Source organism: Streptomyces avermitilis MA-4680 = NBRC 14893, assembly GCF_000009765.2.
In the GTDB taxonomy this organism is placed as follows: Bacteria; Actinomycetota; Actinomycetes; order Streptomycetales; family Streptomycetaceae; genus Streptomyces; species Streptomyces avermitilis.
The window spans coordinates 2,750,152-2,772,242 of the sequence record NC_003155.5; the positions used below are offsets into that span (position 1 = coordinate 2,750,152).

Sequence of the window (22,091 nt, forward strand, 5' to 3'; positions counted from 1 at the left end):
TCCCTCTGGTCGGAGTCGTGGGGATTCCGCGCGAGGTGGGAGCGGTACCCTCCGGCGGGTTCCGGTCCGCCGGAATATGGGAGCGCTCCCACCTCACTCGTTCGTGAAACTAGCGCGGATGGGGGCCCCTGTAAACGTCTGACACGCGAGGCCCGCGCCCGGGCGGGTGCGGCCGCCGCTCCTGGGGCCGGCGCCCCGCCTTGGACCGCCCTGCCGAGGAACCGTCGGGGAAACGCCTGGGAACTGCCCGGGAACTGGCGAGGAACCTCTTCTGCTCCAGGGACATCTACCTGTGCGAACAGCACGGGCAGGGAGGAAGCGAAGCGGTGCGGGGACCGGATGCGGGCGACGACCGCGAGGCCGACGCCGACGACGGCCTGTGGGGGCCGGCGCTGGCGAACCTCCTCATCGGGCTGCTCGCGATCCTCCCGGCCCTGTGCCTGTGCCGGCTGCTGACCCCCTACCCGCAGGCCGGCTGCGACGGCGGGTTCGCCTGCGCCGGGGAGGCCCCCGGCCACACGACCGGCGTGACGATCGGCGCCGTGCTCGGCGGAGCGGCGGTCCTCGGGCTGGTGCTGGTGGTGGACGTCCTCATGCCACGGCAGGAGGGGCGGCGGATGCGTACGTGGCTGGGAATGACCGTACTGGTGCCGATACCGTTCGTGGTGGGGCAGGCGTTCGGCTGGATCCAGGGGTGATTCAGGGTGATCCAGGGGATGGCCCGGGACGTCGGTGACGAGCGGGAAGCCTAGGGATGTGCCCGCGCGGCCTCCAGGGCACCGGACAGTGCCGGGCTTGCCGCCAGTTCCGTGGGCTCCGGCTCTGGGGCCAGGGGCAGTTCGATCGTGAACTCCGTGTGGCCCGGGGCGCTGTCGACATGGATGCGGCCGCCGTGCGCCGCCGTGATGGCCGCGGCGATGGCCAGGCCCAGGCCCGAGCCGCCCACCTTGCCGGAGGCCCGGGAGCGGGACGCGTCGGCGCGGGTGAAGCGTTCGAAGACCGTGGGCAGCAGAGCGGGCGGGATGCCGGGACCGTCGTCGCGCACGCGGATGGTGCAGGAGCCGCCCGTGGCCTCCACCGAGGCGACGACCGTCGTACCCGGTGGCGTGTGCACGCGCGCGTTGGCCAGAAGGTTCGCCACGACCTGATGGAGCCGGGCCTCGTCGCCGATGACGAGCGCCGGGACGTCGAGCGGCAGCGCCAGCTGCCAGTCGTGGGTGTCCCCGGCGGCCCGCGCGTCCCACACCGCCTCGGCGACCAGCCCCGCGAGGTCGACCTCGGCCGAGTGCAACGGCCGCCCCTCGTCGAGCCGGGCGAGCAGGAGCAGATCCTCCACCAGACCCGTCATGCGTGCCGACTCGGCGGAGACCCGGCGCCAGGCCAGGTTCGGCTCGATCCGCTCGGTGCCGCGGTTCATGAGTTCGGCGTACCCGGCGATGGAGGCCAGCGGCGTACGGAGTTCATGGCTGGCGTCGGCCAGGAAGCGGCGCATGCGTTCCTCGCTGCGGCGCATCTCCTCCTCGCCGCGCTGGCGTTCGGCGAGCGAGGACTCGACGTGGTCGATCATCCGGTTGAGGGCGGCGCCGACCTGTCCGGCCTCGCTGCCGAGGTCGGCGTCGCGGTCGGGGACCCTGGTGAGGCCGGTGACCCTGCCGTGGCCCAGCGGGGAGCGGGAGACCTCCACGGCGGTGGCGGCGACCCGCCCCAGCGGCCGCAGCTGGCGCCGGATGACGACGGCACAGGCACAGCCCGCGGCGGTGAGACCGGCCGCCGCCACGACGGCCTCGACCAGGACCAGGCCGCCGATCATGTCCTGGACGTCCCCCATCGGGAGTCCGGTGAGGACCCGGATCCCCTTGCTGTCGAGCGCGGTGACCCGGTAGGTGCCGAGGCCGGGGACGGTACGGGTGTGCTTCGAGCCGTCGGTCGCGATGCCGTCGAGAGCGGCGCGCTGGGCGGCGGTGAGCGCGCGCGGCGGGGCGTCCTGGCTGACGACCTCGGCGGCGGTGATGTACCCGTCGACGTCGAGCCGGGCGGCGAGCGTGCCGGCGGGCTGCCCGTTCTCGTGGAGGAACCCCAGGTCCGTGTCGTTCTCCGGATGGAGCCCGGCTCCGCCCTGGCTGCGCTCGGCGGCGTCGGTGACGCGCTCGTCCAGGTTGCCGAGCAGATAGGCACGCTGGGCGAAGACCGTGGTGAGCGTCATCGCGGCACAGACGACGACGAGGGTGACACCGATGAACAGCAGCAGCCGCGTCCGCAGCGAGCGCGCTCGCGGCCGGGCCGTCATCTGCCGTCCTCCGCGGACCTGATGGCGTAGCCGAGCCCGCGCACCGTGCGGATCATCGGTGCCCGCCCCTTGTCGATCTTGCGGCGCAGGTTGGAGATGTACACCTCCACGAGATTGCCGCCGCCGTCGAAGGTGCTGCTCCACACGTGCTCGAGGATCTGGGCCTTGCTCAGCACCTGGCGCGGGTGGTTCAGCAGCAGGGCGAGCAGGTCGAACTCCTTGGCCGTGAGCCCGATCGGCGTGCCGTCGCGGTGCACCTCGCGGGTCTCCTCGGTCAGGACGAGGTCGCCGAGCACCCGCACCGAGTCGTCGGCCCGGGCCCCCGCGGTGCCGGCCCGCCGCAGCAGCCCGCGCAGCCGCAGGACGACCTCCTCCAGGGAGAAGGGTTTCGTCACATAGTCGTCCGCGCCCATGGCGAGCCCTTCGATGCGGCGCTCCAGCGCGTCGCGGGCGGTCAGCATGAGCACGGGCAGTTTCGGACTCTCGTACCGCAGCCGTCTCAGCACCTGGAGTCCGTCCAGGTCGGGCAGCATTCCGTCGAGCACCACCGCGTGCGGGGCGCAGCCGCGCGCGAGGCGCAGCGCGCTGTGGCCGTCGGCCGCCGGGTAGGGCCGCCAGCCCGCTTCGGTGACGGCCACGGACAACAGCTCGGTGAGCGCGGGTTCATCGTCGACGATGAGCACACGGACGCGGCCGTTTCGGGGCCCAGGGGTGCCAGACATGTATCGATCGTGTCCCGGTCACCTGAGGGAACGCTGTGTTCCGCCTGAGCTCAGGCCATGTCCTGAAATGAACGGCGAAGGGCCGCATCCCCGGCGACGGGGATGCGGCCCTCAACTGCCTTGCCGGACCGCTTACTTGCGGATCAGGCTGCGCAGCACGTACTGCATGATGCCGCCGTTGCGGTAGTAGTCGGCCTCACCGGGGGTGTCGATGCGGACGACCGCGTCGAACTCGACGCCCGTGTCGGTGGTGACCTTCACCGTGCGCGGGGTGGTGCCGTTGTTGAGCTCCTCGACGCCGGTGAAGGAGAAGGTCTCCTCGCCGGTGAGGCCGAGGGACTCGGCGTTCGCGCCCTCCGGGAACTGGAGCGGCAGGACGCCCATGCCGATGAGGTTCGAGCGGTGGATGCGCTCGTACGACTCGGCGATGACGGCCTTGACGCCGAGGAGCGCGGTGCCCTTGGCGGCCCAGTCGCGGGACGAGCCGGAGCCGTACTCCTTGCCGGCCAGGATGGCCAGCGGGGTGCCCTGCTCGATGTAGTTGCGCGAGGCGTCGTAGATGAACGACACCGGCGCGCCCGGCTGGGTGAAGTCGCGGGTGTAGCCGCCCTCGGTGCCCGGCGCGATCTGGTTGCGCAGGCGGATGTTGGCGAACGTGCCGCGGATCATGACCTCGTGGTTGCCTCGGCGCGAGCCGTAGGAGTTGAAGTCACGACGCTCCACACCGTGCTCGGTGAGGTACTTGCCGGCCGGGGTGTCGGCCTTGATGGCGCCGGCCGGGGAGATGTGGTCGGTGGTGACCGAGTCGCCCAGCTTGGCCAGCACGCGGGCACCGGTGATGTCGGTGACCGGGGACGGCTCGTGCGCCATGCCCTCGAAGTACGGGGGCTTGCGGACGTAGGTGGACTGCGGGTCCCACTCGAAGGTGTTGCCGGTCGGGATCGGCAGCGCCTGCCACTGGGCGTCGCCCGCGAAGACGTCCTGGTAGGACTTGTTGAACATGTCCTCGCCGATGGCGTTCGCCACGACGTCGTTGACCTCGGCCTCGGAGGGCCAGATGTCGGCCAGGTAGACCGGCTTGCCGTCCTGGTCGATGCCCAGCGCGTCCTTGGTGATGTCCACCTTCATGGAGCCCGCGAGCGCGTAGGCGACGACCAGCGGCGGGGAGGCCAGGTAGTTCATCTTGACGTCGGGGTTGATGCGGCCCTCGAAGTTCCGGTTGCCGGAGAGGACCGAGGTGACCGCGAGGTCGTGCTCGTTGACGGCCTTGGAGACCTCCTCCGGCAGCGGGCCGGAGTTACCGATGCAGGTGGTGCAGCCGTAGCCGACGAGGTTGAAGCCGACCTTGTCGAGGTAGGGGGTGAGCCCCGCCTTGTCGAAGTAGTCGGTGACGACCTTGGAGCCCGGGGCGAGGGTGGTCTTGACCCACGGCTTGCGGGTCAGGCCCTTCTCCACGGCCTTCTTCGCGACGAGCGCGGCGGCGACCATGACGTACGGGTTCGAGGTGTTGGTGCAGGAGGTGATGGCCGCGACCGTCACCGCGCCGTGGTCGATCTCGTACGTCGAGCCGTCGGGGGCCGTGACGAGGGTCGGGCGGCTCGGCGCACCGTTGGGGCGGAGCGCGGGGGCGTCGGAGGCCGGGAAGGACTCCTTGCCCGCCTCGTCCACCTCGTCCACGTAGTTGCGGACGTCCTGGGCGAACTGCTGGGCCGCGTTGGCGAGGACGATGCGGTCCTGCGGGCGCTTCGGGCCGGCGATCGACGGGACGACCGTGGAGAGGTCGAGCTCGAGCTTCTCGGAGAAGTCGGGCTCGGCGGCCGGGTCGAGCCAGAGGCCCTGCTCCTTGGCGTACGCCTCGACGAGCGCGACCTGCTGCTCGTCACGGCCGGTCAGGCGCAGGTACTTCAGGGTCTCGTCGTCGATCGGGAAGATCGCGGCGGTGGAGCCGAACTCCGGCGACATGTTGCCGATGGTGGCGCGGTTGGCGAGGCTCGTGGCCGCCACACCCTCGCCGTAGAACTCGACGAACTTGCCGACGACGCCGTGCTTGCGCAGCATCTCGGTGATCGTGAGCACGAGGTCCGTGGCGGTCGTGCCGGGCTTGAGCTCACCGGTGAGCTTGAAGCCGACGACGCGCGGGATGAGCATCGAGACCGGCTGGCCGAGCATCGCGGCCTCGGCCTCGATGCCACCGACGCCCCAGCCCAGCACACCGAGGCCGTTGACCATGGTGGTGTGGGAGTCGGTGCCGACCAGGGTGTCCGGGTAGGCCTGGCCGCCTCGGACCATGACCGTGCGAGCGAGGTGCTCGATGTTGACCTGGTGGACGATGCCGGTGCCCGGCGGGACGACCTTGAACTCGTCGAAGGCGGTCTGGCCCCAGCGCAGGAACTGGTAGCGCTCCTTGTTGCGGCCGTACTCCAGCTCGACGTTCTGCGCGAAGGCGTCGTTCGTGCCGAACTTGTCGGCGATGACGGAGTGGTCGATGACCAGCTCGGCCGGCGCCAGCGGGTTGATCTTCGCGGGGTCGCCGCCGAGCTCCTTCACGGCCTCACGCATGGTGGCGAGGTCCACGACGCAGGGCACGCCGGTGAAGTCCTGCATGATCACGCGGGCGGGCGTGAACTGGATCTCCTGGCTGGGCTGCGCCTGGGAGTCCCAGTTGCCGATGGACCGGATGTGGTCGGCGGTGATGTTCGCGCCGTCCTCGGTGCGGAGCAGGTTCTCCAGCAGCACCTTCAGGCTGTACGGAAGGCGAGCCGAGCCTTCCACCTTGTCCAGCCGGAAGATCTCGTACGACTCGTCGCCCACCTGCAGCGTGCTGCGGGCGTCGAAGCTGTTCGCCGACACGACAGTCTCCTTCATTCATGTGCGCGTACCCACCGCAATCCTGCCGCCACGACCATGGGCCGATCCGCTAAGGTAAGGCTAAGTTAGGTCACCCTTACCAAGCTGGCGGCTGCGGGGCGCCTTCGGCAGATATCTCGATGTCGAGATAACTCTAGTACATGGGGGCGGGCTGGTCATGCCCGGACCGCGGTGACCTGCCTCTCCGGACCTGGGACAGTCCCAGCCTTTCTGGGGCATCGGTGGCTGCTACTCAGTCTTTCCGGGTCGGCGGTTCCGACGCGAGGGTCCGCCGTCCGTGTTCCGTACGAGTCCTGACTGCCGATGATCCCCATGATCACCGCGCTTGTGTCCTCCCGGGGCGCGGACCGCGTCCGACCCCGGAGCGGACGGGCGCCTTCACCGGAGCGTGCCTCGAATGTTCGCCGCCGCGGTCAACTGACCGGCAGACGCGTCCGGTCCGGCCCGGATCATCCGGTCCGGGCAGGGCCCGTCGGATCGACGAATCGACGGATCGGCTCAGACAGGTCAGCAGCGCGCTGCCATGCCCGCGCATTTTCCGGGTATTCGGTGCGGGACGAAAGGGGGCGCGCATGCCACTCACATTCCGCAAGAGCTTCCGCATCCTCCCCGGGGTGCGCCTGAACATAAACAAGCACTCCTGGTCCCTCACCACCGGCGGCAAGCACGGGCCTCGCCACACCCACAGCAGCACCGGACGACGTACGACATCGATGGATTTGCCCGGACCTTTCGGGTGGCGTCGTACCCGTACGGACAAGCGCCACTGACAGCTCATCACCCGAGCGGACCCCCCAGCGAGCACCATCTCATATCTGAGATAGCCTCAGCCTCATGGCAGACGATTACCTCGTACGCATCGGCAAGCTCATCCGTGACGCCCGGCAGCATCGGGGCTGGACTCAGGCGCAGCTCGCCGAGGCGCTCGGCACCAGTCAGAGCGCCGTCAATCGCATCGAGCGCGGCAATCAAAACATCAGCCTTGAGATGATCGCTCGAATCGGTGAAGCCCTGGACAGTGAGATCGTCTCTCTGGGCTACGCGGGTCCCATGCATCTGCGGGTGGTCGGCGGACGCCGTCTGTCCGGCTCGATCGATGTCAAGACCAGCAAGAACGCATGCGTGGCACTGCTGTGCGCCACGCTCCTCAACCGGGGGCGCACGGTGCTGCGCCGGGTCGCCCGCATCGAGGAGGTGTACCGCCTTCTGGAGGTGCTCGGCTCCATCGGCGTACGCACCCGGTGGATCAACGACGGCGTCGATCTGGAGATCGTGCCGCCGGCCGAGCTGGAGATGGAGGCGATCGACGAGGAGGCGGCCCGCCGCACCCGCTCGATCATCATGTTCCTGGGGCCGTTGCTGCACCGCGTGGACAGCTTCAAGCTGCCGTACGCGGGCGGCTGCGACCTCGGGACGCGCACCATCGAGCCGCACATGATCGCACTGCGCCGGTTCGGTCTGGAGATCGCCGCGACCGAGGGTCTCTACCACGCCCAGGTGGATCGGGCGGTCACCCCCGGCCGCCCGATCGTGCTGACCGAGCGCGGCGACACGGTGACCGAGAACGCGCTGCTCGCCGCCGCCCGCCACGACGGCGTCACGGTCATCCGAAACGCCTCGTCCAACTACATGGTCCAGGACCTCTGCTTCTTCCTGGAGGCCCTGGGCGTACGGGTCGAGGGCGTCGGCACCACGACGCTCACCGTGCACGGCGTGCCGAACATCGATGTCGACGTGGACTACTCGCCGTCCGAGGACCCGGTCGAGGCGATGAGCCTGCTGGCCGCCGCCGTGGTCACGGAGTCCGAGCTGACGGTGTGCCGGGTGCCGATCGAGTTCCTGGAGATCGAGCTCGCCGTCCTGGAGGAGATGGGCCTCGACCAGGACCGCTCGGCGGAGTACTTCGCCGACAACGGGCGTACGCGTCTGGTGGACCTGACGGTCCGGCCCTCCAAGCTGGAGGCGCCGATCGACAAGATCCACCCGATGCCGTTCCCGGGCCTGAACATCGACAACGTGCCGTTCTTCGCGGCGATCGCGGCCTCCGCCCAGGGCAAGACCCTGATCCACGACTGGGTCTACGACAACCGCGCGATCTATCTGACGGACCTCAACCGCCTCGGCGGCCGGTTGCAGTTGCTGGACCCGCACCGGGTCCTGGTCGAGGGGCCGACCCGCTGGCGCGCCGCCGAGATGATGTGCCCGCCCGCGCTGCGGCCCGCCGTGGTCGTCCTGCTGGCGATGATGGCGGCCGAGGGCACGTCCGTCCTGCGGAACGTGTACGTCATCAACCGGGGTTACGAGGATCTGGCCGAGCGTCTCAACACGATCGGCGCGCAGATCGAGATCTTCCGGGACATCTGAGCGGCGGGTGCCGCCGTACCCCATTTGACCTGCTCTGATGCGGGTCTGGAAGGGGTGCGGCGGCATCTCTGGACTTCTCCGGGACTTTGGGCCACCGGGCCACCGGGCCACCGGGCCAGGGAGACGACCGACTCGCCGGCCTCCAACTGCTCGGAGGCGTGGAAGTGGCGCGGGGCACAGTGGCCGTGCTCCCGGTTAGCGGCAGGTGTAGGTGAAGGACGCGGACGTCGTGTGCCGGCTGGGGGACTCGATGACCAGCCGCGCTGTCGCCTTGCTGGTGCCCTTGCCGTGGAAGGTCCACAGCAGGCGGAGGTGCGTCTCGTCCTGCCCCCTGCCCAACCGCTCTTCGCGCGGGCCCGAGGAGGTTCCGTCACTGCGGTTCCACTCGTAGGTGAACGTGCCGGCCGCCCCGTTGGTGTTCACCACCGCGACCACCTCGGCTGTTCCGTCACAGCCGAGGACGCTGCTCGTCTGCGCCGTCACCTGAGTGATCCGCAGGTCCGCCGTCTGCCGTTGCCATAACAACCAGGCCAGCACGATGGCCAGGACGACCGCCGCCAGGCGGTATCTGCGTAGCCGGTGCAGTCGGCCCCAGGGCTCCTGCTGGCTCTTGCGCTTCGCCGTGCCGCGCCAGACGTCGACGGCGGTGTCCGTCAGCCCCAGGGGCGGGACGCCCGGTCCGAAATGCAGGACGTCGGACTCGGGCGCGGGCTCGGCGCTGGTCCAGTGGGCGTCGAGGACGGTCGGGACGTAGGTGGCGTCGTCGACGTCTCTGATAGTCGGTTGCACATCCGGGTCCTGCAAGGTCGGCTCCAGGCCCGGATCCGGTAACTCCCACGGCACCACCGGACGCTCACCGCGGTCCGTCATCCTCGCCCCTCCGTTCGGCTCGCTGTCACAGACCCCGGTCGACCGACATCAGCCGGGCTCGCCCTCCACGGCCGCCGGATCCCCTTGCCGCGGGGTCACAGCTGACGTCGAACCCGAGCCGGTGCCGGTGCCGGTGCCGCCGGCGGAGTTGCCGGAGTCGGTGCCGCCCGTTGACGCGGGATCACCGTCGCTGGTCCCCGCGTTCGAGTGGCCGTGCCTCGCATCCGTACCGCCGTTGTCCGTACCGCCGTTGTCCGTCCCGCCGTTGTCCGTCCCGCCGTTCTCCGTCCCGCCGTTCTCCGTACCGCCGTTCTCCGTACCGCCGTTCTCCGTACCGCCGTTCTCCGTACCGCCGTTCTCCGTACCGCCGTTCTCCGTACCGCCGTTCTCCGTACCGCCGTTCTCCGTCCCGCCGTTCTCCGTACCGCCGTTCTCCGTACCGCCGTTCTCCGTACCGCCGTTCTCCGTACCGCCGTTCTCCGTACCGCCGTTCTCCGTACCGCCGTTCTCCGTACCGCCGTTCTCCGTACCGCCGTTCTCCGTACCGCCGTTCTCCGTACCGCCGTTCTCCGTACCGCCGTTCTCCGTACCGCCGTTCTCCGTACCGCCGTTCTCCGTACCGCCGTTCTCCGTCCCGCCGTTCTCCGTCCCGCCGTTCTCCGTCCCGCCGTTCCTCTCGACGGTGTTGTTCCCGTCGTCGGGGGAGTCCGTGCCGCTGTCCCCGGCCCCACCGCCGGAACCCGAGTCGGAACGGGTGCCGCCATCGGCGGGCGCGAGGCCGGCGCCTCCGTCTCCGTGGCCGCCACCGCCCTGGGCGCCGGATGTGCCAGCCCTGTCGGAGTCCGGGTCCGACTCGGCCGTGTCGCCGTGCTCGGTGCCCCGCGCCTCCGTCGCCGAGCCGGTGTCCTTCCGTGCGTCGAGCCTGGTGACGGCCTGGGCGTGAGCGCCGGCGTGCCCTTCGGCCCCACCCGCCGCCCAGCCGCTGGGCATCAGGCTCAGCAGCCCCACCACCGCCACGGCGGCCGCGCCGGTGAGCACATCGCCCCGCCTGCGCAGCCGACTGCGACGCCGTGCGGTCAACACGGTGCGGGCCAGTTCGGCCGAGGAGCCCACCAGACGGGCGTCCAGGCGTGAGATCGCCAGCGGCACCAGGGCCGCCGCCACCGCGGCCAGCCGGCTCTGGCCGCGTTCCTCCCAGTCGGGTCCGTACGCGTTCTCCGCCGCCCACTCCAGTTCCCGCAGGAAGTCGAGGGCACTGGGGGGCCGGAGCGCCGGGTCCTTGGCCATGCCGTGCCGGACCAGCGCGCGTACCTCTTCCGGCACCCTGTCCATCGGCACCGGCTCGTCAACGTGCTGGCGCTGGAAGTCCCATGGTTCCGGCCCCTCGAACGGGCGCACGCCGGTCACGCACTCGTAGAGGGTGGCGGTCGCCGCGTACACATCGCCGGCCGGGGTGGCGGCTTCCAATTTCCACTGCTCGGGGGGCATGTACGCACAGGTGCCGCGCAGGTTGTGGCGGTCGCCGGTGCGCGCGGAAATTCCGAAGTCCACCAGCTTGGTCTGGCCGTCCCAGTTCACCAGCACGTTTTCGGGCTTGTAGTCGCGGTGCACCACTCCGACGCCGTGCGCGGCGGCGAGCCCGAGCAGGGACCCTTTCAGCACGACGAGTGCGGCCTCGATGTCGGTGGATCCCTCCTTTTTCAGCAGCGTGCGGAGTGCGGCGCCGTAAACCAGTTCCATGACGATTGCCGCGCCCTGCTCGGCTTCGACGTACTCGTAGAGCCGCGTCACATGAGGGGATGTCAGGCCACCGAGAAGCCGGGCCTCGGCTCGCAAGGCAGTGCGAAATTCCACCTTCGAACACAGTTCCTCGTTGAGGTACTTGATCGCGACGTTCCGGCCGGTCCCGGCATGGCGGGCGATCATCACCCGACCGGCACCGCCTTTGCCCAGTTTCTTCAGATCGATATAGCCGGGGACGGTCCATGAATCGTCGCCCCGTTCGACTTTCCACCCGTCACGATCGGTCGCTCCTGCCATACTTCCCCCTGGCGTTCAGTTGTGCTGGGGATCTCTGGAAGAGACACCCGAGAGGAGATTCTTCCAGCGGGAAAAGATCCAATACAGCAAGAATTTTCACAGTTCTGCAACCGTTATCGCTGACGCCAGTTCAAGGAATAGTGACAAGAGTGGCCTTTTGTGCAGCGGATCGGAACTGTGTGGCGGCTGTGGCGATTGCGGGGCGGTATTCGCCCACCGCAGCAGGTCACGGGACTCACTGGTCCCCTTCCGGGACATCTGAGCGGCGGACGCCACCGCCCCTTGTCCGACCTGCGCGCATGCGAGTCTGGGGTTCGCGCCCCGCCCGAAGCCGGACACTCCCTCGCCCGGGCGTCAGCCCCGCCCGTGCTCGGCCGACCAGCCCCGCTCGAGGAGGTCGAAAGCGCGGCGGATCCGCTCACGGGGGTCCGGGTAGCCCTCGCCGACCCTGGGGGCCTCGAGGGCGAATCGGGCCAGGGCCGCGCAGGCCGCGTCGTCGTCCGGCGCGCCGATCTCCTCGGCGATGGCGTGGGCCACGGCGGCCTGGTGACGCATCCACATGCGATGGGCGTACGAGCGGAGTACCGGCGTGCCCTCGACGAGCGCGCGGAACGCGGCGATACGCGGGTCCTCCAGGTTGGCGCCGGAACGGATGTGCAGGATGCCCTCGCACAGCGCCGCGGGGATCGACCGGCCGGGAGCCCGGTCACGTACGGCCGACACCAGCGCCGCCTCCTGCTCCGCGTCCTCGTCGAAGACCAGCGCCTCCTTGCTCGGGAAGTGCTTGAAAAGGGTCGTCGTCGACACATCGGCGGCGTCGGCGATGTCCTTGACGCTGACCTGGTCATAGCCACGCTCAAGGAATAGATCCAGAGCCGCGTCCGCCAGAGCCTTGCGGGTGGCGGCCTTCTTCCGCTCACGGCGGCCCATCGTCATCTCGTTCATGACCCAACCCTACCCGCAGGTTGCCTCAGTAGAAGAGTTGCCTCGTTGCACTTTTTTATCGAGTGTGGTCTTCTGATGGAGCGCCGCCCGCACCACCGCGGCCCCGCGCCCTTCCTCTTCCCCTCCCCCTCCGTCTCCTGTGAAAGGAGCGACTCAGCCATGTCCGCGACTCGTCCCTCCCGGCCCGGCGGCCCGGCCGCCGAGCCGGCCGCCACCCCGCCCAACGTGCGTTGGACGCTGCTCGGCGTGATGCTCGGAATGCTGCTGGCGATGCTCGACAACACGATCGTCAGCACATCGATGCCGACGATCGTCGGCGACCTGGGCGGCATGGAGCACATCTCCTGGGTGGTGACCGCCTATGCGCTGGCCACCGCCGTCTCCACCCCCGTATGGGGCAAACTCGGCGACCTCTACAGCCGCAAGCACGCCTTCCTCGCCGCGATCACCGTCTTCCTGATCGGCTCGGTCGCCTCCGGCGCGGCACAGTCCATGACCCAGCTGATCAGCTTCCGCGTCGTCCAGGGACTGGGTGCCGGCGGCCTGGCCGCGCTCGCGTTCGCGCTGATCGGCTCCCTGGTGTCGCCGCGCGAGCGCGGCCGCTATCAGGGCATGACCGCCACCGTGATGGCGATCGGCACCGTCGGCGGCCCGCTCCTGGGCGGCCTCATCACCGGCCACCTGGGATGGCGCTGGTCGTTCTACATCAACCTGCCGCTCGGTCTGGTCACCCTGGTGTGGTGCCAGGTGATGCTGCGCCTGCCGGTCCAGCGCACCAAGGCGAGGATCGACTGGCTCGGCATCCTCCTGATGACCGTCACGATCAGCGCGGTGGTGCTCGCCGCGACCTGGGCGGGTACGACGTACGCGTGGGGCTCCTGGCAGATCGTCTCGCTGGCCGTCGTCACCGTGCTCGGCCTGACCGCGTTCATCGCCTCGCAGAAGCGCGCCGTGGAGCCGGTACTGCCGCTCCGGGTGTTCGACACCGGTAACTTCCGGCTGGCCGGAGTCATGGTCTTCGCCGCCGGCGCGGCCATGTTCGGCGCGACGCTCTACCTTCCGCTGTTCCAGCAGAGCGTTCAGGGCGCCGACGCGACGAGCTCCGGTCTGCTGCTGTTGCCGATGGTGGTTCCGATCGCCCTGGTCTCCAACATCGCGGGCAAGGTCATGTCCCGGACCGGCAAGTACAAGATCTTCCCCATCCTGGGAGCCGGCTTCCTGGCCGTGGGCCTCTTCCTGCTGTCGACCATGGACACCGGTACGTCCCGCACCGTCACTTCCTTCTACATGGTGCTGGTCGGTGTCGGGCTCGGGTTCCTGATGCAGATGACCACGACCATCGCGCAGAACAGCGTCGAGATGCGCGACATGGGTGTCGCGTCTGCGGGCGTCACGCTCTTCCGCACGATCGGCGGCTCGCTGGGCGTGGCCGTGTTCGGCTCGCTGTTCACCCGGGCCACCGAACACCACCTCCCCTCGGCGGCGTCCGGGAACGCCGACGCCTCGCTCAGCGGCTCCGCCGTGGACCGGCTGCCGCAGGGCGCCAAGGACGCCTATCTGACCGCGGTCGCCGACGGAACCCAGCAGATCTTCCTGGTCGCCGCGGCCGTCTGCCTCGCCGCTCTTCTCGCCGCGCTCGCGGTCAAGGAGGTCCCGCTCCGCGGCAAGCCCGTGGCCGCCGAACCCGCGGAGCAGCCCTCGGCAGAGAAGGCGCGGATTTGGCGCTGACGTATGCGAGTTCACGCGGCAGGGCCCAGGACGTGACGGAGCGGACGGAAGCGGCGGGACGCCGTGCGCCGGTGATCCACGCCTACGCCGCCGACCCGAACGCGACCGGCGACGCGGTGGCGAAGACCGTGGCGGGGTCGGCCGGCTCGACATCCTGGTCAACAACGCGGGCGTGCTCCTCTGTGGCCCGCTGCCGGACATCACTCTGGATTAGATCGACCGGATCATCGCGGTGAACCCGCGCGCGGCCCTCCCCGGAGCGCAGGCGAACCCGCGGCCTCCTGCCCACCGGCGCATGCCGGGCGGGCGGACGGCCGGGCTGCCGGCGAGGCGCGTGTCCCCGTCCGGAGCCGGCCGTCCGCCGGTCGGGATTCAGGTCAGGGCCGCCGGCTTCACGGGCGCGTGTGTGCCGTCGGGGGTCACCAGGGTCGCGTGGCCGACCATGTGCAGCATGGGCAGGTCGGAGGGGTGGTCGCCGTACGCGTAGCAGTCGGCGGGGTCGATGTGCGGGTGGCGGGCGAGGAGTTCGCGTGCCAGGACGCGCTTGCCGTCGCCGATCGCGGGCAGGCCCAGGAGTTCGCCGGTCAGGACGCGCCCGCAGCGCTCCAGCCGGGCACCGAGCACGTACTGCGCCCCGACCTCCTCCGCGACGAGGGGCAGCAGCGGCGGGAACGACCCGGAGACCAGGGCGACGGCCCCGCCCTCGGCCCGGTGCCGGCGCAGGGCGTCGACCGTGGCGGTGATGTAGAAGTCCGCGGCCCGGCTGCGTTCCCGGTACCAGTGGCGGGCCCGGTCCTCGACCTCGTCGACCGGGCAGCGGCGCCAGGCCCGGTGGTACTCCCGGTTGGCCTCATCGCGCGGCAGGCCACGAGCCAGCCGCGCGTACAGGTCCGCGAGGAGCTCCTCGGTGCGGCGCGCGCCCTCGGCCCCGTGCCGGAACTCGAAGTAGTGGCGGAGGAATTCAGGGCCGCTCTTGCAGCGGATGAGGGTCTCGTCCACGTCGCAGAACACCAAGTAGGAGGGCGAGAGGCTCTTTTGATGGGGTATCAGGTCAGGACTCACGTGCGGAGACCTCCAGCAGTGCGGCCGGCTGGGGTGCCGTGGCCGGGGGGCGGGGCTCGGTCAGCGAGGAGAAGACGGACGTCGCGTAGACCATCGCCGCCGCTTCCCTGCGCAGCATCTGGTGGGCGGCGACCGTGTGCACGTCGCGCCAGCTGCGTTCGAGGACGCCGGGGCCGCCGCAGGCGTGGACGCCGGCGGTGCGGAAGAGACGTTCGACCCCGTCCACGAGCAGGTCGGCGGCGGCGGCGGTGATCCGGCGGTTCCTGAGGACGTCCGCCTCGGCGCGGGTGCCCGTGTCGGCGCACCGGGCCGCGTCCTGGAGGAGGAGCTGGGCGGCCTCCATGTCGTCGGCCGAGCGCGCCAGGGCGTGGTGCAGACGGCTGCCGTCGTCCTGCGGCCGTCCCCGGGTCTGGGCCCGGGCCGCCCAGGACGACCACTCCGCCAGCGCGCGGCGGGCCGCGCCGAGCGCCGGGGCGCAGAAGAGAAGGCCGCCGGCGAGGTGACCCGGCACGGTGTGGCACCGGGACCGTCCCGGGCCGGGTGTCCCGGCCAGCAGGTCCGCCATGGGGAAGGTGCGGTGCTCGGGTACGAGGGCGGGTTCCAGCACCGCGGTGTGGCTGCCGGTGCCGCGCAGCCCGGTGCTGTGCCAGGAGTCACGTACGCGGATGTCGCCCTTCGGCACCGCGAACATGCGCGACCCCGCCGCGCCCTCCACGCCGGGCTCCGGTGCGCACAGCAGAAGCCAGTCCGCGAAGTCCACCCCGCTGACGCACTCCCACTCGCCGCTCAGCAGCCAGCCGGACGGCAGCCGGCGCGCCTCACCCGACGGCCTGACCGACGCGGAGATCCGTACGTCGGGGCCGGCCGACCACAGGTCGCGCTGCCCTTCGTACGGTAAGTAGGCCGCGAACCGGCTGTGGGCCGCCCACAGGACCGCGCACCAGGCCGCGGAGGCGCACCCCTCCCCCACCGCGGTGACCGCCGTGAGCAGGCTGTCGAACGTGCCCTCCGTGCCGCCCCAGGCGCGGGGCACGAAGTGGCGCGCGAAGCCCGCGTGGGTCAGGAGCGCGACGGTCTCGTCGCCGAGCCTGCGGGCGTCGTCGGCGGCCGTGGCATGTGCGGCGGCGCTCTCGGCCGCGGCCAGGACGGCGACCGGCAGCGCCGGCGACGTATCGTTCACGCTTTCGTCCACAGGATTGTGACGCAGCATCATCTGGCAAGCACCTCACTCGATGATTAGAATTCGTTCACGAACGTATCTTTTATGCTTCGGTCCCCGCCGTGGAGCCGGCAAAGGAGGGGAGCGTCATGCCCAAGCAGGCACGCGCCCTGCGTACCTACGACCGTGTACTCGACGCGGCCGCCTACGAGTTCGCCCGATACGGCTACACGAACGCGAACCTGCAGAACATCGCGGACCGCATCAGGCTGACGAAGGGAGCGCTCTACGGGCATTTCGCCAACAAGGAGGAACTGGCCGCCGCGCTGGACCACCACCTGTCCGCCACGCTGGGGGTACTGCTCACCGAGGCCCGGACATCGCCCCATCCGGCACTGGGCCGGCTGCAGTCCCTCGTCCTCGGTCTGGGCCGGCTCTTCCGGACGGATCTGCGGGCCCTCGCGGCGCTGCGGCTCGCGGCGGAGACGGCCCGTTCGACCGCCAAGCCGATACCTCTGCTGACGGAGACGCACGACCTCGTCCTCCAGTTGGTGCGCGAGACACAGCAGGAGGGGCACTGGGACGCGTCGATCTCCACCAGGCCTCTGGCGGACCTCATCGTGGCGGCCCTCTTCGGCACGTTCTGGACGGAGACCGACACCGGCCACCCAGGGTCCGACGGGACCGTCGACACGATGTGGGAGGCCCTGGCTCAGGCGCTCGGCGGCGCCCCGGCCCGCTGAGGCCGGCCACGGCCCGGTGAGCCGCGGGTCACCACGAGGCGAAACGTGACCAGGGAGCGCGGCTGCCCACGCACTTCCAGGTCATGTCGGCGCGGGCCAGCAGCCTCTCGCCCTGGTGGGCCGCGACGCGCAGAGCGCACTCTTCGGTCGGCACGCCCTCGGACGGACCCTTCTCGAGGGAGAGCAAAATCGTTTCCCCCAACTCGCCGAAGGCGGCGCAGTCCAGGGAGAGGCCGGCCAGGGCGAAGGCCCGGTCGCCGAGCGTCCTGCGGGACGCCTCGTGCACGGTGAGATGGCCGAGCTGCCGGAAGCCCTCCAGCATGACCATCAGCGGTACGTGATCGGTGGGGTGGTCGAAGAGCACCGCGTGATCGCGGTCGACCCGCAGCCGCCAGTCCTGGTCGGGCCGGTCCCGCTCCAGTACGCAGTCCTTCCAGCGCAGCCGGCCCACCCTGTTCGGCCGGGCGATCCTGGCGTCCGGCGCGGGACGAGGCGGGCTCACCTCGCCGCTCGCGGCCGGACGCCCCCGTAAGAGCCGGTAGCGCCGGTCGTCCAGCATCAGTCCTCGGGTGTGACCGCGTCCGCAGGGGCGGCCGTCGACCGTGAGCGTCACGTCCAGCCGCGCCCCGGCCGGCCGTCCCCGCCGGTCCCTCTCCTCGGTCCACGTACCGTTCAGCACCACCGCCAGCGGCGCGGCGCCGACGCGCAGCGCGGTCGGATCCGTGATCTCGAAGCTGACGTCCTGGCCGATGAAGCGGGACCCGACCGGCACACCGAAGTACGTGTGGGCCCCGTAGAAGTGGGCCTGGCGCAGGGTCTCCGCGAACAGCAGCGGATCGTTCAGCCCGTTCTCGTCCGGGTGGTAGAGCGCGTGATCGCGCGGCCACTGGGCCCCGACCGAGAACGCGTTCTCGCCGGTGCGCACACCGTCGGTGACAAACACCTCGGCGATGGAGCTGCGGTGCACCAGCTCTCGTGTCACCGGCTGGAGGAAACTGAGCACTTCGACCGTGGCACCCATTGATGGCGCCTTCATGGTCCTGGAATCATCGAGTACGACAGACATCTGAAAACCTCGCCTCCCCGTGGAGCAACCATGCGAGCGAACAGACGTGCGAAAGCCTTGCTAGGCATCATTAATATACCTGCGCGAAGGTATATTGCAAGGCTCGACACGGTGCGCTTCCATGGGTCAACTCCCCACGGTGGCAGGAAGGTTGGATTCCGTCGGACTCGAACAGATCGGCTCGGCACGATATGGACGTCATGAGTAGCGAGCGCAACGGACAGAGCACCCGTCTCCCGGCGGGCACCCCCTTCGACGACACCGCCCACCTCAAGCAGCAGCGTGCGATCCGCACCCGCGGCACGATCCTCAACGCCGCCGCCGCGGCGTTCGCCACGGACGGCTTCCCCCAGGTCACCATCAAGGACATCGCCGACGGCGCCGAGATGACCAAGGGAGCCGTCTACTTCCACTTCCCCAACAAGGAGGCGCTCGCCGTAGCGGTGCTGGAGGAGTTCTACCGGCGCATGCAGGAGGCCGTCAACGGCGCTCTGGAGCACGGGGACCCCACATCCCCGACGACCGTCGTCGACGTGATGAGGCGCCTCGCCCGCGCCTTCCACGAAGACGTCTTCATCCACGCCGGGGCCCGCCTGCAGATCGAACGGCCGTACATCAAGGCCGAGCTGCCGGTGCCGTACGTGGGGACGCTGAAGGTGCTCACCGAGCTCCTGGATCAGTGCCGCACCGCCGGCAACCTCCCCAAGAGCACGAAGCCCGAGGCCCTGGCCCGCGCGCTCGGCTCCGCCGTGTTCGGCGCCCAGCACATCTCCTGGGTGCTGAACGACCGCGAGGACATCGTGGAGCGGGTGGAGGAGATCATCGACGCCTTCGTGCCACTGCACTGAACGCCGGACCGCCCAGCCCCTGAGGTACGGGCGGTCCGGCAACGTCCGGAGGTGCGGCCGTCACTCCCGCCGCGAGGTCCGCGGTGCCGTGACTCACCAGGGTGGGCACGGTCACCGCGGCGGATCCCGCGCACCGGTCGTGCGTGACGCGGCGCGGCCCGTACCCCGGGAGGAAGGGCGCCTGGAACTCCCCCTGCGGTGCGCCTGAGGCTCCGCGCGTGGTCAGTCGAGGAAGGCCGCCTCTATCCAGCGGCGTACACCTCGCGGGCGCATACGGTGCAGCCGCCCCACCGTGTCGGCCACCCGACGGGGGCCGCCCACCGACAGAAACTTCTCCTGGACCATCTCGGAGTGGCGGACGCGGGTGTCCGGGCCCGCCGCGCCCACCGGGATCAGGCGGGAGCGGGTGACCGTACGGCCGTCGGTCAGCCGTACCGTGACCCGGGCGCCGGTGGCCTTGGTGGAGCGGGAGAAGTCCCGGCCGTCGGCCTCCAGCGTGCCGACGAGGTCGACGAGCGCGTCGCCGCCGAAGCCGCGCAGCCACGGCGTGGCCAGCGGGCCCGCCTCGCGCACCGCCTCGCCGAACGGCGCGTCGGACAGGAAGAGTTCGCGGGTCATCGCCGTGTCGTGCTCCAGCCGCACCCGGCGGGCCAGCGCCCAGCGTGCGGGGTCGTCCAGATGCGGTGAGGAGAAGTCGTCCACCGAGAAGTCGCCGGTCAGCAGGGTGGTGGCGACCGGGTAGGGGACGTCGAGGACGAGCGCGCCCAGCGGAGAGGCGGGGCCGTCGACGTAGCGGGCCGCGCGCTCCCCCGCGAACAGCGTGTACAAGGACGCCTCGACGACGATCTCCCGCACGTCGTCCGGGCGCAGCGGGCCGAGTTCGCGGTGGATGTCGGCGGCGCAGTCCACGGCCGCGTTGATCCGGGGCCCGCCGGGGTGCATCTTAAAGGAGAGGGTGTTGGTGTGCCAGCGGCTGCCGAGCCCCTTCGCCACCGCCTGGGGCAGCGGCACCGTCGCGAACCGGGCCAGGAAGCCGTCCTGGTGCTCGATGATGTCGGGCGCGCCGCGCAGCCCGGCGGCGGCCGCGTCACAGGCGTCCATCGCGGTGCGTACCGGCGTGAAGGTGTTGAACAGCCGGGCGTCGCTGGCCAGGAAGGCCCGCATCAGCGGCCAGTTGGGCATGGCGAAGGCCAGCCCCAGGGCGTTCTCCCACTGGTCGGCCGGGGCCCGGTCGCAGTGCAGCCGGCCGGCCACCGCGCCGGCCAGGTGGGTGTGCACGGCGCTCTGACCGCGCAGCGGGCCGAGGGTGGCGGAGGCGGTGATGCGGGCCGCGCACTCGTTGGCCGCGACGACCGCGGTCAGCAGGGAGAGCCCGTCGAGCTGACGGGCGTACGCGAAGGCGAGCGGCACCGCGACGGTGGAGTTGGACAGGTGTCCGGCGTACGCGGTGTCGTCGAGGTTGAGCCAGGAGCCGAGGGCGGCGAAGACGCCCGCGGCGGCTCGCGGGTCGCGCTGCATGGGGTGACCGAAGGCCGCCACCAGCCGGCGGCCCAGCGGGTGTTCGAGGCCGGCCCGGATCGAGGCGATCTGGGAGAGCACCTGGCTGGCCGCGAGCTTCAGGACGCGGCACGGGATGTGTTCGGGGCGCAGGTTCGCGGCCCAGTGGGACAGTTCGCGCAGCGGGGTGTCCGAGGACGGGCGCGAGCGGGCGGGCCGCGTCTGCTGCTCCCACTGCTCGCACAGGGCCCTGGCCACTCGCTCGCTGAGTACAGCTGCCGTCATGGCGCCACATCCATTGTGTCAGCGTGAACCGGGGGAACGCCCCCGGTGCCGGAGCCGGTGAACCCGGCGGCGGGAGCACCGGTCCCCCCGGTGCTCCCGCCGCCGCGTGTGGGGGATCAGGCGCCGGGGACCTTGTCCAGGAACCCGTAGACGCCCTTGATGCGGCCGTCGTCGCCGGTGACCAGGACGTCGAAGCCGATCGCGACGGGCTCGGTGCCCGGCGCGGTCACCAGGCCCCACTGGAAGCGGGCGAGGTTGTGGTGGGTGTCCACCGTGCCGTGCAGCTCGAAGGAGAGGCCCTTGAACTGCTCCTGCGCGCCGGCGACGACGGCACCGAAGCCCTCGTGGCCCTCGACGGCCGCCAGCGGATCGATGTACGGGGCGTCCGGGGCGAAGAGCTCGGCGATGCCCGCGGCGCGCTTGTCCGCGTCGGTCTCGTTCCACAGGGCGAGGTACTGGGTGACGGTGGTGGTGATGTCGCTCATGGCGGTTTCTTCTCCTTGTGTTCCGCTTGCGGGTGACCGGCGTGCCGTCAGGTCGGTTCGACGCGCCGGGGGTCGTGAGAGGTCTGGGGGGTCAGTTCCGTTCGATGGCCGGGGCCCACACGGGCAGGGCTCCGGGCTGGACCTCGAAGGTCGCCGACGGTCCGATGCCGTGCTGGTACTCGCCGTCGTGCTCCAGGGGCAGCCGGCGGCCGTCGGTGCGCTCGACGGTGATGGTGCGGCCACGCGCGTACACCGTGGCCGGGTGTCCCATGTGGTCGGCGTTCAGGGTGAGTCGGGGTACGTCCGCGGCGGTCACGCCGTCGCCGATGACACAGACGTCGAGCAGTCCGTCGTCGAGGAGCGAGTCGGGCAGGACGAGGTACCGGCCGCCGCGGTAGCGGCCGCCGCCGACGTTGGCCAGGACGGTCGGGCCCTCGTGCACCACGCGTCCGTCGACGGTGACGCGGCCCGGGTACGGGACGTACGCGGCGGCCGTGTCGGCGAACGCCTTGGTGTACAGATCCCGGCCCGTCAGCGGGATGTCCCGGGCCGTGATCAGCGCGTCGGCGATCACTCCGGAGCAGGCGCCCAGATAGACGTACTGCCGGGTCTCGGCCAGGCGCGCCAGGTCGTGCCGGCGCAGCCGGGCGCTGCCGCCCACGCCCGAGTCGGTGAGGACCGCCTTGAGGGACTCGGTCCAGGGGCGCTCCCCCCACAGCATCTTGTAGCCCGAGTTCCCGGTGCCGCCGGGCACCACGGTGAGCGCGGCGCGGCCGGGCGCGGAGGCCAGGCCCTGTACCGCCTCGCGGACGGTGCCGTCCCCGCCGATGACGACCACGAGGTCGGGTGCGTGGGCGGGCCGTTGCAGGGCGCGGCGCACGGCGACGGTCGCGTCCCCCGGTGCCGTGGTCGGGTGAAGCTCGACGTGCTCCAGGCAGGAGCCGCACAACTCGGTCACTTCACGGACCAGTTGGGGGCTGTGGCTGCCGGAGGCGGGGTTGGCCAGGACCAGGGCCCGGGTGGGGCCCAGGGCTGCGGCGCTGTCTGCCATCGGGCGAACTCCTCGGGATCGGGGTGGCACGGGGGGGCGGGTGACCGAACGGCCGGGCGTGGCCTTCATGA

The 22,091-nt window shown here is 70.7% G+C and carries 18 protein-coding genes and 1 pseudogene; 6 read left to right on the forward strand and 13 right to left on the reverse strand.

The genetic code is table 11. The annotated features are described in order from the left end of the window. Positions 1–326: 326 nt before the first annotated feature. Positions 327–698, forward strand: a complete 372-nt coding sequence (locus SAVERM_RS11815; RefSeq protein ID WP_037649987.1) for a hypothetical protein — start codon at positions 327–329, stop codon at positions 696–698. A 50-nt stretch (positions 699–748) separates the two neighbouring features. On the opposite strand, the gene SAVERM_RS11820 is transcribed toward SAVERM_RS11815, so the two are convergent. From SAVERM_RS11820 to acnA, 3 genes are all read right to left on the reverse strand, one after another. Then, positions 749–2,287: a sensor histidine kinase gene (locus SAVERM_RS11820; RefSeq protein ID WP_010983696.1), complete on the reverse strand. Its 1,539-nt coding sequence runs from the start codon at positions 2,285–2,287 to the stop codon at positions 749–751. Beyond that, positions 2,284–3,009 (reverse strand): response regulator transcription factor, encoded by a 726-nt coding sequence (locus tag SAVERM_RS11825; protein ID WP_010983697.1) that lies wholly within the window; start codon positions 3,007–3,009, stop codon positions 2,284–2,286. Before SAVERM_RS11825 ends, SAVERM_RS11820 begins: the two co-directional genes overlap by 4 nt. A 132-nt stretch (positions 3,010–3,141) precedes the next feature. After that, the gene (gene acnA, locus SAVERM_RS11830; protein WP_010983698.1) at positions 3,142–5,859 is read right to left on the reverse strand and encodes an aconitate hydratase AcnA; all 2,718 of its coding nucleotides are present in this window, start codon (positions 5,857–5,859) and stop codon (positions 3,142–3,144) included. Positions 5,860–6,449: 590 nt separating this feature from the next. On the opposite strand from acnA, the gene SAVERM_RS39965 reads away from it, so the two are divergent. Next, positions 6,450–6,647, forward strand: a complete 198-nt coding sequence (locus tag SAVERM_RS39965) for a DUF4236 domain-containing protein (RefSeq protein WP_010983699.1) — start codon at positions 6,450–6,452, stop codon at positions 6,645–6,647. 64 nt (positions 6,648–6,711) lie between these two features. Then, entirely contained in the window at positions 6,712–8,241 is a 1,530-nt protein-coding gene (locus SAVERM_RS11835) for a helix-turn-helix domain-containing protein (RefSeq protein ID WP_037649985.1), read from the forward strand. A 195-nt stretch (positions 8,242–8,436) separates the two neighbouring features. Here SAVERM_RS11835 and SAVERM_RS11840 read toward each other — a convergent pair whose 3' ends face one another. The 4 genes and pseudogenes from SAVERM_RS11840 to SAVERM_RS11850 form a co-directional block, all read right to left on the reverse strand. Continuing rightward, complete coding sequence (locus tag SAVERM_RS11840; protein ID WP_010983701.1) at positions 8,437–9,111, reverse strand: hypothetical protein; 675 nt, start codon at positions 9,109–9,111, stop codon at positions 8,437–8,439. Positions 9,112–9,206: 95 nt separating this feature from the next. After that, a complete protein-coding gene (locus SAVERM_RS45910; RefSeq protein WP_371859578.1) occupies positions 9,207–9,875 on the reverse strand; it encodes a hypothetical protein in 669 nt (222 codons plus the stop codon). Between the two features lie 508 nt (positions 9,876–10,383). Beyond that, positions 10,384–11,151: pseudogene (locus SAVERM_RS45915) on the reverse strand (serine/threonine-protein kinase); the annotation flags it as partial. Between the two features lie 354 nt (positions 11,152–11,505). Beyond that, positions 11,506–12,096: a TetR/AcrR family transcriptional regulator gene (locus tag SAVERM_RS11850; protein WP_010983703.1), complete on the reverse strand. Its 591-nt coding sequence runs from the start codon at positions 12,094–12,096 to the stop codon at positions 11,506–11,508. Positions 12,097–12,255: 159 nt separating this feature from the next. On the opposite strand from SAVERM_RS11850, the gene SAVERM_RS11855 reads away from it, so the two are divergent. Beyond that, positions 12,256–13,824, forward strand: coding sequence for an MDR family MFS transporter (locus SAVERM_RS11855; protein ID WP_010983704.1), 1,569 nt, complete (start codon positions 12,256–12,258; stop codon positions 13,822–13,824). Positions 13,825–14,196: 372 nt separating this feature from the next. Here the strand turns inward: SAVERM_RS11855 and SAVERM_RS11865 are convergent, their stop codons facing one another. Both SAVERM_RS11865 and SAVERM_RS11870 read right to left on the reverse strand, forming a co-directional pair. Next, complete coding sequence (locus tag SAVERM_RS11865; protein WP_010983706.1) at positions 14,197–14,886, reverse strand: HAD family hydrolase; 690 nt, start codon at positions 14,884–14,886, stop codon at positions 14,197–14,199. After that, positions 14,876–16,066, reverse strand: a complete 1,191-nt coding sequence (locus SAVERM_RS11870) for an acyl-CoA dehydrogenase family protein (protein ID WP_242432236.1) — start codon at positions 16,064–16,066, stop codon at positions 14,876–14,878. Before SAVERM_RS11870 ends, SAVERM_RS11865 begins: the two co-directional genes overlap by 11 nt. 128 nt (positions 16,067–16,194) lie before the next feature. Between SAVERM_RS11870 and SAVERM_RS11875 the strand changes: the two genes are divergently transcribed. Next, a complete protein-coding gene (locus tag SAVERM_RS11875) occupies positions 16,195–16,788 on the forward strand; it encodes a TetR/AcrR family transcriptional regulator (protein WP_037649979.1) in 594 nt (197 codons plus the stop codon). A 28-nt stretch (positions 16,789–16,816) separates the two neighbouring features. Here the strand turns inward: SAVERM_RS11875 and SAVERM_RS11880 are convergent, their stop codons facing one another. After that, positions 16,817–17,809 (reverse strand): ScbA/BarX family gamma-butyrolactone biosynthesis protein, encoded by a 993-nt coding sequence (locus tag SAVERM_RS11880; protein ID WP_202497367.1) that lies wholly within the window; start codon positions 17,807–17,809, stop codon positions 16,817–16,819. Between the two features lie 245 nt (positions 17,810–18,054). Between SAVERM_RS11880 and SAVERM_RS11885 the strand changes: the two genes are divergently transcribed. Next, positions 18,055–18,702, forward strand: coding sequence for a ScbR family autoregulator-binding transcription factor (locus tag SAVERM_RS11885; RefSeq protein WP_237528767.1), 648 nt, complete (start codon positions 18,055–18,057; stop codon positions 18,700–18,702). Positions 18,703–18,924: 222 nt separating this feature from the next. On the opposite strand, the gene SAVERM_RS11890 is transcribed toward SAVERM_RS11885, so the two are convergent. The 3 genes from SAVERM_RS11890 to SAVERM_RS11900 form a co-directional block, all read right to left on the reverse strand. Continuing rightward, positions 18,925–20,484 carry an MmgE/PrpD family protein gene (locus tag SAVERM_RS11890; protein ID WP_010983711.1) on the reverse strand — a complete coding sequence of 520 codons (1,560 nt, stop codon included), beginning with the start codon at positions 20,482–20,484 and terminating at the stop codon, positions 18,925–18,927. 116 nt (positions 20,485–20,600) lie between these two features. Continuing rightward, complete coding sequence (locus SAVERM_RS11895; protein ID WP_010983712.1) at positions 20,601–20,969, reverse strand: nuclear transport factor 2 family protein; 369 nt, start codon at positions 20,967–20,969, stop codon at positions 20,601–20,603. 91 nt (positions 20,970–21,060) lie between these two features. Next, on the reverse strand, positions 21,061–22,020 hold the full coding sequence (locus SAVERM_RS11900) for a diacylglycerol/lipid kinase family protein (protein WP_010983713.1): 960 nt from the start codon (positions 22,018–22,020) through the stop codon (positions 21,061–21,063). Between the last annotated feature and the right edge of the window lie 71 nt (positions 22,021–22,091).